The sequence below is a fragment of the Bacillus sp. FSL L8-0167 genome (assembly GCF_038630295.1).
GTDB lineage: Bacteria > Bacillota > Bacilli > Bacillales > Bacillaceae > Bacillus > Bacillus safensis.
Map to the genome: position 1 here is coordinate 2,035,121 of NZ_CP152027.1, position 16,684 is coordinate 2,051,804.

Sequence of the window (16,684 nt, forward strand, 5' to 3'; positions counted from 1 at the left end):
GCTGGGGAAAAACAATCTTTTTTTATGAGCGCAGGCGATGTTGATAGCTTTCCTTCATTAAAAATGCATGCTCAGAACGTTCTATGTATGCCTGAGCCAGCGCCAAATCTTCGATGGCTGCCGTAAGCTGAGCAGATTGTCCACCTTCATGCCCTTCTATTTCTTGAGCAGTCGAATTGAGTGCTTTTTGGATTAACTGAATTTGATCATAATGAATCATGAAGACACCTCTTTTTTTAAAATCAAGTTCAGTTTATTCCGCCACGCGAGGAGTTATACCTTTTCAGCATAAAAAAGCCGCACCTTCTTTCGGTGCGGCCATTTATTACGATTCGGTTGGTTGCTTTCTAGGCGGGCGTTTTCCCCAATATTGATAATAGTCTGTTTTAATAAATCCATTAAACAGCTTTCTCTTTTTCGTCGCTTTTCTTCCGAAGCACTCTTCGAATTTTTCGTGTGACGTTAAGATGTAAATGGACCATGTATCTAGGTTCTTAAACGCTTCACCCATTCCTTGATACATTTTTTCAACAGCTGGTTTATCACTCAGTCGTTCACCATAAGGAGGATTTCCAACAATCACACCGTACTCTTCTTTTGTTTGAAAGTCTTTTACTTGCATTTGTTTGAACTCAATCAGTTCACTCAGTCCTGCTTCTTCTGCATTCATTTTTGCGATGTCCACCATACGATGGTCGATGTCACTTGCGATAATGCGGAGCGGCTGATCATAGTTTGCTTTTTCTTCGACTTCCACACGCGCTTTGTTCCATACGTCTTCACCGATCCATTCCCATGATTCAGACGCAAAATCTCGGTTAAATCCTGGAGCAATGTTTTGTCCTATCATCGCCGCTTCTATGGCGATTGTTCCTGATCCGCAGAAAGGATCAACAAACGGACGGTCAGGTGTCCAGTTCGTTAATAAGACGAGCGCAGCAGCAAGCGTTTCTTTAATAGGTGCTCCGCCTTGATCCATGCGGTATCCGCGTTTATGAAGACCTACACCAGATGTATCAAGCGTAAGAACCGCTTTATCTTTTAAAAGAGCGATCTCGATTTTATATTCAGGTCCCGTCTCTTCAAGCCATTCAGACTGAATGTTGTAGGAGGATTTAAGCTTTTGAGCGATGGCTTTTTTGACGATGCGCTGGCAGTCAGGCACACTGGCAAGCTGAGATTTCACAGATTTCCCGATGACAGGAAACGTACTGTTTTTTGGTAAAAAAGCGGCCCAGTCAATCGCTTTCGTTTGTTCAAAAAGCTCATCAAATGTTTTTGCCGAAAATTCAGCAACTTGTACCTTGATCCGGTCTGCTGTACGCAGCCAAAGGTTTGCACGGCAAATCGCAAGAGCATCCCCCTTGAAAATCACTTTTCCGTTGTCGACTGTGCACTCATAGCCAAGGTCTCTTACTTCTTTTGCAACAATTGCTTCAATTCCCATTGGAGCTGTTGCGATGAGTGTATAGGTTTTCATTGATTTATCACCTGTTTTCTCGTCCTTTTATGTATTCAAGATAAAAGCTCTCCATATGTTGAAATAGGAGAGCTTTGTTTCATCATGTTTATGATAACGGATTTAACGTTCTGTAAGCCATGTTTTGTTCCATCGTACTGCAAACGGCAAATGCCTCGTACTCAGGTGGTAATCATCTATCTACAGAATTCTCTGTCCTTCTCTCCGTTTGGTTCCTTTGAGAAAGTTCCCCTACCAAGTTTGGGTTTCTCGCTCGAGGGGTTTACCGCGTTCCACTCTCACCATTTCTAGTGAGACTTCGTCACTGTGGCACTTTCAAGGATACTTTGCCATATCCTAAAAAGGACGTAGGCATTTTTCCTGCCGTCAGCCTTTCCCAGGCTGCCCTGGCTTATTTTTTCGCCAGGCACGAACACTACGGGCATCTCAGCACCGTGCGAGCATGGACTTTCCTCTGCAATGCCCTAAATAGCATTACAGCGATTACCCGAACGTTAATCAATAAGCGTTATTATAAACGACAATGACATCTGACACAAGCTTTTTCAGCAAGACTCAATCATAAAGTTTGCTGCCGAAAACGTGTTTCTCAAGGTTCGATAGTCTTTTTAAAATATCAAAGTTTGTTGTATTAGACTGTGCAGGCTGTCTTTTCCCTTGTTCAACAGCTTCTTCAAGCTGTTTTGACAAGTGGAGGTTTTCTTGTTGAAGTTTTTCGATTTCTTGGTTGAATGTCTCATAGTCTTTAATGACCATATCTAAAAATTTATCGACTTCTTCTTGTTTGTACCCTCTGACACCTGTTTTAAATTCTTTTTCTAAAATTTCTTTCGCAGAAAGCTTTACTTTATCAGCAAGCATCTTTTTCACCTCATATCGTGAATTCATAGTATATTTTTTCAGAAATACGTGACGTTGTCAAATTTTCTCTTGCTTTTAATCAAAAAACGGATCTTCCGCCTCGACCTGCGCTCTTAGATCATCCATCGTGATATACATAATGGGGTAATCGGTATAGGCTTCCGCCTCCCTGATCATATACTTCGGCGATCCCTCATGCTCGGAATCATATAAGACGAGAAGACCATCTGTTTTTTCAATAAAAAAGCGATTCTTTTGTTTAAATTGTGCCGGACTTTCGTACGGTCTATGCGTGACACTTTCTACAAAATCGGCCTGTGCAAGAATTCCTTCATACAACTCTTTGTTTTGTTCATTCCAGCGCTCTTCCTGTTCATAAAATGGCGTAATGACTGCAAGTTTTAACGCTGGATATTCCTCCTGAAGCTCAAACACCACTTCGGCTGTCCAAATTTCTGCCCCAAGCTGCCCTGATATGAGCACCCATTCCAGACCTTCTTCGATAAGGGCTGTCAGCCTTTTTTGAAGCTCCGCTTTTATGTATTGAAGTGCAGGCTCGTCTTGTTTGAATATCCCAAGCTCAAAGGGCTTGTACCCTGTGACAGCAATAATTTTCATTTTTTCACCTGCTTTTAAAAAATGGGACTTATAAAAGTCCCATTCACTTTATCTGTTACAGCAAGGTCCACCGCAGTTAAAGTGTTGATGTGTTGTCGGGTCCACCTGAGAAAACGTATGCGGGAAGTAGTGAACATGTTTGAAATTATGGTGGTGAACATTTGTCACATGCTGCGGGTGGATATGCGGCACAATTGTTGTTGACTCGCTGTGTGTACAGCAATGATTCGTCGGATGAACAATTGGCTGTGTAACATTCGGATGGCAATGATGGTGATGATGGTACATGTAGCATTCCCCTCTCCTTTATTTTCTTACATTAACAATGTATGAATTAAGAGGTGTACATGTACTAATGCATTAACCTATTTTAAAAGTTGGCAAGAAAAATATCTTTATAGTTTGAAAACACAAAAGCGACCAAAATGACCACAAGAAAAAACAAGTAGAAAAGACCCTTATACATGCTATACGCTCCTCATTCAATATCTAACGTTATTTTACAGGATTCGCGGACTTTCTACAATAAAAGTGCTAAACAATTTTTATTTTCGGCCGAGAGCCGAACGTTGTCATTTTTTGCGCTTTCCCGGGTAATAATATTTCATTGCCCAGCTTTTCTCAATAGCCGTTTTTTTCGCTTCTCAAGCTCTTCCGTGTCTCGCTCGCTTAACGATGAGAAAGATAATAAAGATTCCGTGATGGAAAGAGCTGACCTTGCATCTTTTTGGCGATGCTCTTTACACTTCGCAAGCTCTATACCCGCTTTTAATGCTAAATGGACATCACTTGATTCAAATAATGTTTCCCAAATTCGAACTGCTTCATCCCACTCGTTTAGCCGTTTATATTGTAAGGAGAGATCAAAAGCCGCCTGATTGGCATGTTCAAAATCAGCACCTGTTAATTCCCGCAAATGCTTCGTAGCTTCCTGTACATCACGATGCGCAAGATGCCACCTAGCCAGCGCGTATTTCTCATCGTGCTCCTTTACTGCATCCATAGATAGAATTTTTTTGGATAGATGAATGTAGAGGCTGATTAACGAAAGGACGTCTAATTCATTATGAGTCAAAATCCCTTCAATGAGCTTCGGTTTTTGTTCCTTTAAAAAGTGAAAATAGATCATCGGTGCCAAAAAACCCGGTGTGTCTCCTTCCCGGTGAACGTGCAGCTCTTCTTTTTCAACCACAGACAGCGCCATTCGTTCATATTTATGCTTCCACAACCGTCTTGACCCATGCAGAAGATCAAAGTGGCCAAACTCTGGAAGCGCAGGGATTTGATCTCTCAACAAAGTATGTCTCGTTTTCACTTGCGGCCAATCGAATGATTTTCCATTATATGTAACGAGTGATTCTACGTTCACTTCATCGAGAAAGCTTTTATAAAGAGCCGCTTCATTTCCCGGATTTGTGAGCAGGTGCTGTTTCACCACTACTTTGTCAGCAAAAACCCGCGCATGTCCTAGCAAGAAGATCATATTTCCCGTTCCGCCAGATAATCCAGTTGTTTCTGTATCAAAGAAAAACAGTTCATGCGGCTTGTAACCTTTAGCCGATAGAGAATGCTGGATGCTGCTTTTGTTCCATGCCTCGATGATCTTTGGCAGTTCCGCAAACGAGTAGAGTCCATGCTTATCATCTAATGAATAGGTGACTTCTCGAATAAGACAAAAAGAATCCTCAAAGTGATAAGGAGCTGTTCCCAACTTCTCCCATTCCTTTAAAAATGGAATGTTTTCGGTCGTCACAGGCTGAGGTTGCCCTTCCACTGCTTTTTGCCGTTTTTCGTTTGGCTGGTTGTGCGATAGGTGCTTCTTCATTCGATTTAATTTCCCTTTTAAAGACATGAGTAGGTATCTTCCTCCTTCCCCTTAAAATACAGACATCAATTCAACAATGCTGCTTTTTCCGCTCACCTCTTTCATTTCCATGCCAATGCAGGATGGACAGCCGTTCTCACAGCGGCACCGCTCTATCAGCTGAATGGCTGCACCTGCTATTTCATCGAAACGAGCTTGGACTTCTTTGCTTAAACCGATTCCGCCAGGGTAATGGTCATATAAAAAGACTGTCGGTTTACCGGTATGTGCCGCTTTAATTTGTGAAACAACATGAATATCTGAGCGGTCACACATCACAAAAGCAGGTACAATGTGCTGAAGAACATTTGCGATGCCAAGCAGCAGCTGTTCAAGTGTCTTCTCTTCAAATCTCCGCTCTGCCTCGTGTAATTCAAACCAAGCAGCACTCGTATGAATTTCTTCTTCCGGTAAGTGAATCGGTCCAGACCCGATATTTTCACCAGTACTGAGCCGGATTTTTTTGAAAATTGTAGGCATTGCGTTGACAGTCACATCACCGTAGTGAACAGATACAGCTTCTTTCTCTGTCGTCTGATCGATTTCCAGTACCTTGAGCTGAACAGCTAAATTCGCATCTGTATAGTATTCTACATCTACTTGTTTCACATAAGCCTTCAGATGCTCGTAATCTAGCTTTTCTACTTGATACTGAACCCCTTCATGTAAATAAATCGCCTCATCATGTAGCAGTGTCATTGCACTGAATCGATCCATCTCTCCAATAATCCGAACATTCGCTACGTCGGATTGATCCACAATCACCACATTTTCTTGGCTTGCAGATCTCAGGCTGATCCCATGCGCTGGGAACGATTGATCTGACCAATAATACCGGTTCCCGCTAAAATGAAGAACCCCTTCCTCATGTAAGTATTGCAAAATGTCTTCTACTTCCATGCCGCCAAACTGTTCATCCGTCCGAAATGGCAGCTCGTAGGAAGCACATTTTAGATGATCCACTAAAATAATGAGATTTTCAGGATTGATTCTGGCTGCTTCAGGCGGTCTATTAAAGAAATATTCAGGGTGTCTGACAATATATTGATCAAGGGGTGAGGAACTTGCTACCATGATAATGAGCGCCTCCTCATGACGCCTTCCAGCACGTCCTGCCTGCTGCCATGTACTCGCTACACTGCCAGGATACCCCGTCATAATGCATACCTTTAGCTGACCTATATCTACCCCTAATTCTAGTGCGTTCGTGCTGACGACACCTAGAATGTCTCCTTCTCTTAACCCCTTTTCAATCACGCGGCGCTCTTTTGGCAAATAGCCTCCGCGATACCCGCGAATCGATTTTGGACCGATTTCTTTTTTCACAAGCTCTTGAATATGACTTAAAATCACTTCTACTCGTACCCTGCTTCTAGCAAAAACGATCGTTTGAATTTTTTCTTTTAAAAATGTTTTAGCCAATTGGTTGACGACAGTGGCAGCGCTTTGTCTAATATTTAATGGTTTATTCACCACTGGCGGGTTATAAAACACAAAATTCTTTTTACCGCTGGGCGCTCCGTTTCGTTCAATAAGATGCACTTTGCTCCCTGTGAGCTGCTGCGCCAGCTCTTTTGGATTCGCAATCGTTGCGGAAGTACAAATGAAAATCGGATCACTTCCATAAAATGCACAAATTCGCTTTAATCTTCGAATCACATTGGCCACATGACTGCCAAACACACCTCGATATGTATGAAGTTCATCAATGACAATATACTTCAAATTCTCAAACAAGCTGACCCATTTCGTATGATGAGGCAAAATAGCTGAATGCAGCATATCTGGGTTTGTGATGACAATATGCCCTGCTTGTCTGACTCGCTGCCGAATGGCCGGGGAGGTGTCCCCGTCATATGTTTCACTATGAATCGGAACATCCATCTCGCGGATGATCTCGTTAAGTTCACTCTTTTGATCCTGTGCGAGCGCTTTTGTTGGGAATAAATAAAGAGAGCGGTTTGTCTGGTCTTCTGCGATCGACTGAAGAACAGGCAGATTGTAGCAAAGCGTTTTACCTGAAGCTGTTGGTGTAACCGTTACTACATGCTCACCATCCATTACTCGTTCAAAGGCTTCTTTTTGATGAATGTACAGCTCTTTCACGCCTCGTTTTTCAAGCGCCTTTTTTAGCCTGTCGTCCACTCTTTCAGGAACGGGAGAGGTCTGTGCAGGCTTTGCTTCAATTTCATGCCAATGCTCTACCTGTTCGTCTTTCTTTAATTCTTCTATCAGTTCATTCATTGTTTTCTTTTTCATATTGCGTCCACCTCTCATTCTAGTGTACCGAATATTTGTTTGCATGACTAGGCGGCAATTTTTTGATGCGGACTTATGAGCAAATACTTTGAACTGTTGTAACAATATCTATTACACTTCTAAAGTGAAATGATTTTATCAAGGAAGAAGATGATCAGATTGAAAAACGAATTTAAGCCTTTATTTGAACCATTTACGTTTCCAGGAGGCGCTTCTATTGATGGCCGGTTAGTCGTTGCTCCAATGACACACTTCGGTTCTCATGACGACGGCACCATTTCAAAAGACGAAATTGACTTCATTACAGCTAGATCAAGTGAAATGGGCATGGTGATTACTGCATGTGCGAATGTGACTCCAGATGGGAAGGCATTTGAAGGACAGCCTTCTATCGCAAGAGATGAAGATATCCCTGGCCTGAAAAAACTGGCTTCAGCTATCCAGGCAAAAGGAACAAAAGCCATCATTCAAATTCATCACGGCGGCTCTCAGGCTCTCCCTCATTTAGTTCCAAACGGTGATGTGGTTGCGCCAAGTGATGTGTTCAAAGATGGAAAACAAATTGCACGCGCTTTAAAAGAAGAGGAAATTACGCAAATTATCGACTCCTTTAAAGAAGCAGCAAGACGAGCGGTTCAAGCAGGGTTTGACGGCGTGGAAATTCACGGGGCAAACGGTTATTTATTACAACAATTTTACTCACCGCATAGCAATCAGCGTACAGATCAATGGGGAGGAAATGAAGAAAAACGTCTAGCTTTCCCTATTGCTGTTGTAGATGCAGTTAAAGAGGCCATCAAAGAACATGCGGCTAAACCGTTTATCTTTGGATACCGGTTATCTCCTGAAGAACCAGAAACACCTGGTTTAACAATGACAGAGACGTTTACATTAGTGGATGTTCTCAAAACAAAAAGCCTCGATTATTTGCATATCTCTCTAATGGAGATTGGCTCTAAAGCAAGACGAGGCGCAGATTCTAATAAAACTCGTATGGAACTGCTAAAAGAACGCTGCGGCGATGCTCTTCCGCTTATTGGAGTAGGCAGTGTCATTACAGCTGAAGATGCACTCCATGCTTACAATCAAGGGATTCCTCTCATCGCTGTCGCACGAGAGCTGATCGTCGACCCAGATTGGGCTAAGAAGATTAAAGAAGGCAGAGAACAAGAGATTGAAACCGTCATTAAACGCAGCCAAAAAGACAAGTATCTCATTCCAGAAGGATTGTGGTCTGTCATGGAAGCAAGTCAAGGCTGGGTTCCGATGGAGGATTAATGTCCTCAGCACAATAAAAAACTACCCTATCAGTGGGTAGTTTTTTCTATTCATGGATTATTTCATTTTCACTGTAAAGAGCTTGGACATCTGCTTTTCTACAGAGCCTTTTGGTTCTTTATCAAGTCGTTCGATAAGGTCACCATTCATAATCACAATCGGTGTCACTGTACTTGATGCTTTCTCTTCAATCAGTTCTAAATCACATGTAATAAGAGGATCACCGATTTTCACTTTATCCCCTTCTTTCATGTGGGCTTCAAATCCTTCACCATTTAACCCAACTGTTTCAAGTCCGATATGAATCAGAAGCTCAAGCCCCGAGAGTGTTCGAATGCCAATTGCATGTTTTGTATGGAAGAGCTGAATGATTTCACCCTCTACTGGAGACACAATCGTCCCACTTTTTGGTTTTACTGCTACGCCGTCTCCCATCATCTTTTGAGAAAAGACGGGATCTGGTACATCAGTCATATCCATTAACTCTCCATCAACTGGAGAATAAATGACTTCTTCCTTTACATCATCTTGTTTTTTTCCGAAACCGAATAATTTTTTCAGCAATGTCAATTTGCTCCCTTCAAGCTTTGCTTCCTAAATCTATTTCGTGTATGAAACTTTACGCCCATACACCTTGCTTCATTCAACACTATTTAATCATAATTTTTTCCTCTCATCAATTGATAACCGCCTGAGCCCCCTCTGCATAGGCTGTAGATGAGAGGTGATTCAGATGAAACATGAAGGCGAAAAAAAACATGAAATGCTGGCAAATGAAGATATGCTATATGAAGCGATTGAACAATTTTTTGCATCCTCCCCGTTTCACGAGATATTAAATAGTGCAGAGGCACTCATGACCACATCGCATTCACTTGCATCCATTACGACCGGTGTGACAGAGGATGAACAGAATGTGTATATCGAGATTCAATTTCCAGACCATTTTGTCGAAGGAGACATTGCGCTAGAAGTAAAAGCCCAATATTTACACTTATCAGTACAGGAAAAAATCAAAACAGATACGACTTCTTCGTATTCAAGCTTTACCAAAACCATTTTAATGCCGGCAAAAATAGATGAAACGAAAATGAAGAGTGTGTGGAAAGATCAATCGCTTCATGTGTCTGCGCCAAAGCAAACAACCCAATAGATCAATCTATTGGGTTTTAGCTATGCTTTAAAAATGCTTGTAAATCCTTTCGCCAATGAGCCTACTTGATTCATTGTACTCATCATTTGGCCAGCTGTATCAAACATTTTGTTAAAATCGTATTGCCCATTCGTCTTTTTGAATTGTGACAGCACACTTTTAAATTGAGATGGCTGCTGTTTTTGCGGCCTTGGCAATGGATAAGGGTTCATAGGCGGCTGCATGGGCATCATACCTGGAGGCTGCTGCATTTGGGGTGGATTCATCGCTTCTGGCGGCTGTAAAGGCGGCACGTTTTCTTGGTATCCATAAGGCGGCTGATAAACAGTAGATGGTGCCTGATTCATTCCCCCTCCACCTTGATACGGCGGCATGAAATAGTCTGGAGGCTGCGGAGGCTGCTGCTGCATCTCTGGATACGGAAAAGGCCTTTGCTTGAATTGATTGAATTCATAAGGCTGCTGGTTTGAATAAGGGAACATCTATCTCGCTCCTCTCGCTCTCAACACATATTGATGACACTCATATATTATGACCAAGAGCAGAAGATGTGCCTAAAGAAGCCATAAGAAAAACGCAGCATCATGTCTTTAGCTGCGCTTTTTGATTTCTTCTATTAAAAGGTTCAGAGTGTAAACCACTGACTCAACTAAATTTTTTACACGGGGTGCGTGCTGTTTACCAAAATAAGATTGCAGGACAACCTCTTTTCCATTTTCTTTTACGGCTTCAAGCTGTTCTTGGTGTAAATATCTAGGTTTGGCCTGCTCAATAAACGAGATGGCAGCGGTGAGCCACTCCTCCATTTTCTGATCAAATGTAACAACGGCCGGCTGAATATCCGTATAAAAATCATACGATGGGTACTCCTCTTCAGCCTTTCCCTTTTGGTACTGCTCATACGCTTCTTCGATCCATATTCTCAAGTTTTGTGTATGTTCAAGTAATGTTTGATTATCCAAAGTGTTCACCTCTATGAACCATCCTATCAAACGTTTACCTATTGCTCAAATAGAAAAGCTATCCGGCGTGATATGCCGGTCTTGCTGCCAGTTTATACTCGGCTGCATGAAGCTTCACTTCACAGTCCTTTACTTCTGATTCAAGCCGGTCAATCATTTGTTCTTGCTCTTCTATCGCTGCACGTTTCGTCTGCTTCACAGCTAGAGACAGCTCTTCCTCTACCGCATCAATTTTTCGCTCGATTTCCTCTAACAACTGCATAATGGATTCTTTTGATACAAATTCGCTCATCATCAGATTCCTCCTTTATCGTCTCTCGTTACATTCTCTTTTCTTTCTCACCCTCCTTCACACATGACAAAACTAGAAGCAAATCGCCAATCTAAGTGTAGATAAGCGCTATTTCTTCCTTTTCGACAGATGCTTGTCCTTCTTTGTATGATTGCGTCCGATTGTGTAAATTCTAAAGACAAAAGGAGGTAGATTTCATGAAAAAGCAGCCAGCACCAAAAGAGCAAAAGCCAAAAGGGAAAGAAAACAGTCCAGATCAGCTGGATAAAAAGCTCGGCGGTCCTAATCGTCCATCTACGTAAAAAAAGCAGGCACCCCCTGCTTTTTATTTATGCAAAAAATAGTGCTCTAATGAGAAAAGAAAACGAAGCTGTCTTTTTTTATGAAAATACCAGTCGGTCAGCTCAATCTGCTTTGGCAGCGGCTCTGCCTCAAATAAAGATGGACTCAATTTCTTTTGAAACCAATCTTCCCTTTGATCGTCTAATGAATGTGTCATCACCGGATAAACCGTCCGAAGAAAAGGTGTTGACCTTCTAGCGATCCCTAAAAACGGTTCAAAATCAAACCGAGACCCCGTATGCGGCACGGTATGCAAAAAATGATAAAAATCCGAAAACAAATCGGCTCGAAATAATAGTTTCGCTAATTTTTTACCTAATGTAATGCGATCCTTTACATTGGAAAACTTCCGTATGGTTAAGCCGTACAAATGCCCGTCCACCGTTGGAAAAACAACGGTTTGGAAATGTCCCCACTCGCTGAAAAGATATTGAATCGAGTGAAAAACATTCTTTTTCAGAAGAGGATTTTGTATAATAGGAGATTGTATAGTATATTGTTCATTTATGATGAGTGCATAAAGCAGACGCTCTGTGTCACGCTTTAGCCAGAAGCGTTCCCACTCAGCGCTCATAAACCGAGACACGGAGAAATAAGGAAGCAGATGAAACAAAGGTTGACTGCATCGCTTAGACCATTCGTACAAAAGAAGCTGAGGGTAAGCATCCGAAAAGATCAGCCAATTCGCTCTTTCATATGCTGTGAAAAAAAGGTGCCCCTGCTGATCCGTTAAACCTGGATGGAAGAGCTCGCCTTTTAAATCCGTCATGGACCACCCAGCATTTCTCGAGACAAAGGAAGCGAGCAGCGACCATTTCATCTCTGGATGCCGGTCATAAAAGCGCTTGTAAGCATTTGTCCTCGTCAGGTTGTCTTTATTTTTTGCTTTCGTTTCACGCAAAATTTGCTGAGTGATGATATGCTCTTCTTGGGACAACATGGTGATCTCTCCAATACAAAATGCATTAAAAGGAGGCTGAAACTTGATGATTCGGTATCCAAACGGAAAATCGTATCAGCCCATACAACAAATTGGGACAAAAAAAAGAATCAGCGGCGAATCCTCTTATAGTAACCGCGGGATGACGCTTGAGGCTGATTTAAATGAAACAAACCAATACTATTTGGTCAACGGGATCGCAGTCATTCATAAAAAGCCTACCCCAGTTCAAATTGTGAATGTGGATTATCCAAAAAGAAGTGCTGCTGTCATTAAAGAAGCCTATTTTAAACAATCATCCACAACAGACTATAACGGGGTGTATAAAGGCCGCTATATCGATTTTGAAGCAAAGGAAACCAAAAGCACTACCTCGTTTCCGCTCAAAAATTTCCACGACCATCAAATTGAGCATATGAAACAGGTTGAAAAGCAAGGCGGTATTTGTTTCGTTATTATATCCGCTTTTGGCTCCGTTTATTATTTGCCCGCTTCAGATCTCTTTTTCTTCTGGGAGCGGCAGAAAAAAAACGGCCGTAAATCCATTAGCAAAGACGAATTAATGGAAGCTGGCCACATAATGACACTTGGATATTCGCCAAGAATTGATTATATTAAAGTAGTGGAGACACTTCATTTTTCGGATGAAAGCAAGCAGCAATTACGTTCGAAAAAGGTTTAACACGAAAGGTTGAGATGTGATGTCTGATCAATTTACAAGTCGTGAACAGCGACGTAAAGCAAGTCAAGAAAACAATAAGAAGCAAAAGAACAAAAAAGGCAAAAAGAAAGCAGGTCTATTTAAAAAAATATTTTTATCTTTACTCGTGATCGGTCTACTTTGTTTAGTTGCCGGAATCACAACTTTTGCCGTTTTTGCATCAAGCGCTCCTTCTATTGATGATAGTAAGCTTAAAACACCATACTCTTCAAAGCTTTATGATAAAGACAAGAAAGTGTTTGCAGAAGTTGGTGCAGAAAAAAGAACGTATGTCTCGATAAAAGATATACCCGATGTGGTAAAAGACGCGTTTATTGCGACTGAAGATGCACGTTTTTATAAGCACCACGGGATTGATCCAATCCGTATCGGCGGTGCCCTTGTCGCAAACGTTGAGGACGGCTTTGGTGCTGAAGGCGGAAGTACCATTACACAGCAGGTTGTGAAAAACTCCCTCCTAACCAATCAAAAGACGTTAAAACGGAAAGTACAGGAAGTATGGCTCTCTATTCAGCTTGAGCAAAAATACTCTAAAGATGAAATTTTAGAAATGTATTTAAACCGGATTTTCTTCTCTCCTTATGCTTATGGAGTTGGGAAAGCAGCTGAACAATTTTTCGGAGTCACAGATTTAAATAAACTAACCGTTGCACAAGCTGCTACACTTGCAGGTATGCCGCAGAGTCCTTCTGCCTATAATCCAGTGAAACATCCCGAGGCAGCGGAAAAACGCCGTAATATCGTTTTAAGCCTTATGAAAAAACAAGGCTACATTTCAGAAAAAGAATATGACGTTGCAAAAGCAACCCCTGTCAGCAAGACAGTTGTTTCAGCTAGTAAATATAAGAGCCAAAACTCTAGTAAGTACTCTGCCTACATTGAAGAAGTGATGGAAGAAGTACAGAAAAAAGCCAAAGTGGATGCATCAACTGATGGATTAAAAATCTATACATCACTTGATCGAAATGCACAGGATCATCTAAATGATATCATCAATGGAGATTCAGTTGGATTTACGAAAGGGATGCAGGCGGGTGTCACCCTGCTTGATACGAAAAATGGTGAAATACGCGCCATTGGCGGTGGACGTGATGTACCAGCAGGCGGCTTTAACTATGCGACGGATGCAAAACGCCAGCCAGGGTCCACAATTAAACCGATCTTAGATTACGGCCCAGTCATTGAAAACAAAAAATGGTCCACATATCAGCAAATTGATGATGCACCATATACGTACTCAGATGGTACACCGATTAACAACTTTGACAGAAGACATTTAGGTAAAATGTCGATGAGAAGTGCTTTGGCACAATCGCGTAACATCCCTGCACTTAAAGCATTCCAAGAAGCTGGTTCAGCCAATGCCGCTCAATTTGCTAATAATTTAGGCATGGACTTACCTTCTGATATTCCAGAATCTTATTCCATTGGTGGATTTGAAGATGGTGTGTCTTCATTAAAAATGGCAGGTGCATTTAGTGCATTCGGTAATAACGGATACTATAATGAACCGCACGCTGTTACATCTGTTGAATTTAATGATGGGACAAAGCTTGACCTTACGCCGGACTCAAAAGCAGCAATGAGTGATTACACAGCATTTATGATTACAGATATGCTGAAAACTGCTGTCCAATCTGGTACTGGTACACTTGCACAAGTACCGAACGTTCAAGTAGCTGGTAAAACAGGTACAACGAACTTCACACAAGATGTTATTAATAAACACAATATCCCTTCTGGCGGTGCGAAAGATTCGTGGTTTGTCGGTTATACGCCGCAATATACAGCAGCCGTTTGGACTGGAATCGGTAATTCAAAAGATGCAGACGGCAAAATGTGGCTGAATGATTACGAGCAGCGTGTTGCCAAAATCGTCTTCCAGCGATTAATTTCTCAAATTGATGATGGAAGCGGCTCATTTGAAAAACCAGACAGTGTCGTTGAAGCTACGGTTGAAAAAGGATCCGATCCAGCAAAATTAGCCGGACCAAATACACCAAGTGACAAGAAGACAACAGAATACTTTGTTAAAGGAACGGTACCAACAAAAGTCTCTGACACATACGAGAAAAAAGAAGCCGATAAGCCTTCTGATTTAAAAGCGGTGTATGATGAAGAGAAAAAATCCATCACACTGACTTGGGGCTATTCTGACGACGCTGATGCTACATTTAATGTCAAGCAAGCAGTTGATAATGGCGGCTATAAAGAGATTCAAAACAGCTCTGCTAAAGAAGCGGTCATCTCTGATGTGAAGCCTGGCTCCACATATAAATTCCAAGTGACAGCCACTGTAGATGATGTCACGAGTAAAGCGGCATCTACCTTCCTCACCATTAAGGATGACGCAGATGAGGAAGAAAAAGCGGATGATGAGAATAAAGAAGAAGAAGAACCGCAGCAGCCTGACGACGATCAGACAGACCAAACTGACGATAACAAAAATCAGCCCCCTGGCACTGATGAGCAAAAGCCTGATGACAAAAAAGATCAAGATAAGGATAAGGATCAGGACCAAGGTGGAAATACAGAAAACGGAAATAATGGTTCTTCAGATAATGGCTCAGACAGTACAAATGGGAACAGCAACTCGCAAACTGATAATAAAGATAAAAAGAAAGATGATGAGAAAGCCAACTCTCAAAGTTCCAATTCGCAATCAAATGCTACTTCTCGAAAAGAAGATGAATAATAAAAAAGCACTTGCCTCCTATGGCAAGTGCTTTTTTTAACGCTGCTGTTTGATTTTTTTAAGTGCTTCATATTTTCCATACTGCTTTTTTAATTCCGTGTATAGCTCGTCCAATTGAATAAAGCAGTGATATTGAGTTGGTTTTAGCAAGATGAACTCTAAACGTTCCGTCCAATTAATCGGAGCAACAGGAAATGTCTCTTGCTTGATATGTTCCCATTCAAACGTTTGGACACTCTCCCCTTTGATCCAGTAAAACATCGCAATCATACTGACGATTCCTTGCAGCATATCATCTTCTTCACAGCGGGATTTTCTTGTTTGGAAACGAGGAAGCATTTTTTCTTTTAATTCGTCCCACAGCTCAAACATCACAGGAACAAATTCTTCAGTTTCCTGCCATGGAAGCTCGTCTGTTAAAGGTTCTGAAGATAGATCATATGCGAGCGGATTGGCCCTCAGTATATCTACTCGATCACCTTTAATCTCTACCTTTTTTTCTTTTAGCTTTTCGACATATGAGGTGAAAACAGCTGCCCCGCTCATGCCAGCTTCACCAATCCTTTTTTCAGCCTCTTCTGCCCTTCTCTGCACATATCAAGAAGCGGACACGATTCGCACTGCGGCCGCTGCGCCTTACAATGATATCTCCCAAAAAAGATCAGGCGGTGATGCGTCACAGACCAATCTTCTTTTGGCACCTTTTTCATCAAGGTTTGCTCTACTTCAAGCACAGAATCTTTCCAGCGGCAGATGCCTAGACGTTTACTGACTCGTTCTACGTGTGTATCTACTGCTATTGCCGGTACACCAAAAGCGACCGAAACGACGACATTTGCTGTTTTCCGGCCAACCCCAGGAAGCTTAACAAGCTCATCCCGGTCCTTTGGTACTTCACCGCCATATTCTTCAATCAGCATTTTGCTCAATTTTTGAATGTTTTTAGCCTTATTTCGATAAAGACCAATCGAGCGAATATCTTGCTGCAGTTCTTCAAGCGGTACACTTAAATAGTCTTCTGGTGTTTTATATTTTTGAAAAAGCGTTTTGGTGACCTTGTTTACAAGCACGTCTGTACATTGAGCAGAGAGTGCAACAGCAATCACAAGCTCAAATGGATTGTCATGAACAAGCTCACACTCAGCCTCTGGAAACATATCTCCTATAATATCTAAACACTCATTGATTTGTTTTTTTGTTAACATGCCTTCTCCTTTAT

At 41.8% G+C, this 16,684-nt stretch carries 19 protein-coding genes and 1 other RNA gene; 5 read left to right on the plus strand and 15 right to left on the minus strand.

All coding sequences use genetic code 11. The features are described 5' to 3' along the window. Nucleotides 1-22: 22 nt before the first annotated feature. The 8 genes from MHB66_RS10350 to MHB66_RS10385 form a co-directional block, all read right to left on the minus strand. Nucleotides 23-220: a hypothetical protein gene (locus MHB66_RS10350; protein ID WP_024428119.1), complete on the minus strand. Its 198-nt coding sequence runs from the start codon at nucleotides 218-220 to the stop codon at nucleotides 23-25. 105 nt (nucleotides 221-325) lie between these two features. Continuing rightward, on the minus strand, nucleotides 326-1,480 hold the full coding sequence (locus MHB66_RS10355; RefSeq protein WP_024428118.1) for a class I SAM-dependent RNA methyltransferase: 1,155 nt from the start codon (nucleotides 1,478-1,480) through the stop codon (nucleotides 326-328). Nucleotides 1,481-1,588: 108 nt separating this feature from the next. Further along, nucleotides 1,589-1,975, minus strand: an RNA gene (gene rnpB / locus MHB66_RS10360) — RNase P RNA component class B. Nucleotides 1,976-2,035: 60 nt separating this feature from the next. After that, the gene (gene gpsB, locus MHB66_RS10365; RefSeq protein WP_012010336.1) at nucleotides 2,036-2,341 is read right to left on the minus strand and encodes a cell division regulator GpsB; all 306 of its coding nucleotides are present in this window, start codon (nucleotides 2,339-2,341) and stop codon (nucleotides 2,036-2,038) included. A gap of 75 nt (nucleotides 2,342-2,416) precedes the next feature. Then, the gene (locus MHB66_RS10370; protein ID WP_046311559.1) at nucleotides 2,417-2,959 is read right to left on the minus strand and encodes a DUF1273 domain-containing protein; all 543 of its coding nucleotides are present in this window, start codon (nucleotides 2,957-2,959) and stop codon (nucleotides 2,417-2,419) included. Between the two features lie 48 nt (nucleotides 2,960-3,007). Further along, nucleotides 3,008-3,247, minus strand: a complete 240-nt coding sequence (locus MHB66_RS10375) for a CotD family spore coat protein (protein WP_073206049.1) — start codon at nucleotides 3,245-3,247, stop codon at nucleotides 3,008-3,010. Between the two features lie 316 nt (nucleotides 3,248-3,563). Next, the gene (locus MHB66_RS10380; RefSeq protein ID WP_046311561.1) at nucleotides 3,564-4,811 is read right to left on the minus strand and encodes a ribonuclease H-like domain-containing protein; all 1,248 of its coding nucleotides are present in this window, start codon (nucleotides 4,809-4,811) and stop codon (nucleotides 3,564-3,566) included. A gap of 24 nt (nucleotides 4,812-4,835) precedes the next feature. Further along, on the minus strand, nucleotides 4,836-7,082 hold the full coding sequence (locus tag MHB66_RS10385) for a DEAD/DEAH box helicase (protein WP_046311563.1): 2,247 nt from the start codon (nucleotides 7,080-7,082) through the stop codon (nucleotides 4,836-4,838). A gap of 159 nt (nucleotides 7,083-7,241) precedes the next feature. On the opposite strand from MHB66_RS10385, the gene MHB66_RS10390 reads away from it, so the two are divergent. Then, the gene (locus MHB66_RS10390; protein ID WP_231122787.1) at nucleotides 7,242-8,360 is read left to right on the plus strand and encodes an NADH-dependent flavin oxidoreductase; all 1,119 of its coding nucleotides are present in this window, start codon (nucleotides 7,242-7,244) and stop codon (nucleotides 8,358-8,360) included. A 57-nt stretch (nucleotides 8,361-8,417) separates the two neighbouring features. Here the strand turns inward: MHB66_RS10390 and MHB66_RS10395 are convergent, their stop codons facing one another. Then, on the minus strand, nucleotides 8,418-8,924 hold the full coding sequence (locus MHB66_RS10395; RefSeq protein WP_046311568.1) for a PTS glucose transporter subunit IIA: 507 nt from the start codon (nucleotides 8,922-8,924) through the stop codon (nucleotides 8,418-8,420). A 169-nt stretch (nucleotides 8,925-9,093) separates the two neighbouring features. Between MHB66_RS10395 and MHB66_RS10400 the strand changes: the two genes are divergently transcribed. Further along, nucleotides 9,094-9,513, plus strand: coding sequence for an Hsp20/alpha crystallin family protein (locus tag MHB66_RS10400; RefSeq protein WP_034280483.1), 420 nt, complete (start codon nucleotides 9,094-9,096; stop codon nucleotides 9,511-9,513). A gap of 20 nt (nucleotides 9,514-9,533) precedes the next feature. On the opposite strand, the gene MHB66_RS10405 is transcribed toward MHB66_RS10400, so the two are convergent. The 3 genes from MHB66_RS10405 to MHB66_RS10415 form a co-directional block, all read right to left on the minus strand. Continuing rightward, entirely contained in the window at nucleotides 9,534-9,995 is a 462-nt protein-coding gene (locus MHB66_RS10405) for a YppG family protein (protein WP_034280480.1), read from the minus strand. 108 nt (nucleotides 9,996-10,103) lie between these two features. After that, on the minus strand, nucleotides 10,104-10,484 hold the full coding sequence (locus MHB66_RS10410; RefSeq protein WP_224426683.1) for a YppE family protein: 381 nt from the start codon (nucleotides 10,482-10,484) through the stop codon (nucleotides 10,104-10,106). A 49-nt stretch (nucleotides 10,485-10,533) separates the two neighbouring features. Continuing rightward, nucleotides 10,534-10,767, minus strand: a complete 234-nt coding sequence (locus MHB66_RS10415) for a DUF5446 family protein (protein WP_224426684.1) — start codon at nucleotides 10,765-10,767, stop codon at nucleotides 10,534-10,536. 197 nt (nucleotides 10,768-10,964) lie between these two features. On the opposite strand from MHB66_RS10415, the gene sspM reads away from it, so the two are divergent. Continuing rightward, nucleotides 10,965-11,069, plus strand: a complete 105-nt coding sequence (sspM, locus tag MHB66_RS10420) for an acid-soluble spore protein SspM (protein WP_024422772.1) — start codon at nucleotides 10,965-10,967, stop codon at nucleotides 11,067-11,069. Nucleotides 11,070-11,092: 23 nt separating this feature from the next. Here sspM and MHB66_RS10425 read toward each other — a convergent pair whose 3' ends face one another. Continuing rightward, nucleotides 11,093-12,049 carry a DUF2515 domain-containing protein gene (locus tag MHB66_RS10425; RefSeq protein ID WP_046311571.1) on the minus strand — a complete coding sequence of 319 codons (957 nt, stop codon included), beginning with the start codon at nucleotides 12,047-12,049 and terminating at the stop codon, nucleotides 11,093-11,095. Between the two features lie 46 nt (nucleotides 12,050-12,095). Between MHB66_RS10425 and recU the strand changes: the two genes are divergently transcribed. Further along, complete coding sequence (gene recU, locus MHB66_RS10430; RefSeq protein ID WP_034280474.1) at nucleotides 12,096-12,731, plus strand: Holliday junction resolvase RecU; 636 nt, start codon at nucleotides 12,096-12,098, stop codon at nucleotides 12,729-12,731. A 19-nt stretch (nucleotides 12,732-12,750) separates the two neighbouring features. Next, nucleotides 12,751-15,465, plus strand: a complete 2,715-nt coding sequence (locus MHB66_RS10435; RefSeq protein WP_046311574.1) for a PBP1A family penicillin-binding protein — start codon at nucleotides 12,751-12,753, stop codon at nucleotides 15,463-15,465. Between the two features lie 36 nt (nucleotides 15,466-15,501). On the opposite strand, the gene MHB66_RS10440 is transcribed toward MHB66_RS10435, so the two are convergent. Further along, complete coding sequence (locus MHB66_RS10440) at nucleotides 15,502-16,011, minus strand: YpoC family protein (RefSeq protein ID WP_046311577.1); 510 nt, start codon at nucleotides 16,009-16,011, stop codon at nucleotides 15,502-15,504. Further along, the gene (gene nth / locus MHB66_RS10445; RefSeq protein WP_034280464.1) at nucleotides 16,008-16,670 is read right to left on the minus strand and encodes an endonuclease III; all 663 of its coding nucleotides are present in this window, start codon (nucleotides 16,668-16,670) and stop codon (nucleotides 16,008-16,010) included. The genes MHB66_RS10440 and nth overlap by 4 nt, the downstream gene beginning before the upstream one ends. Nucleotides 16,671-16,684 lie beyond the last annotated feature (14 nt).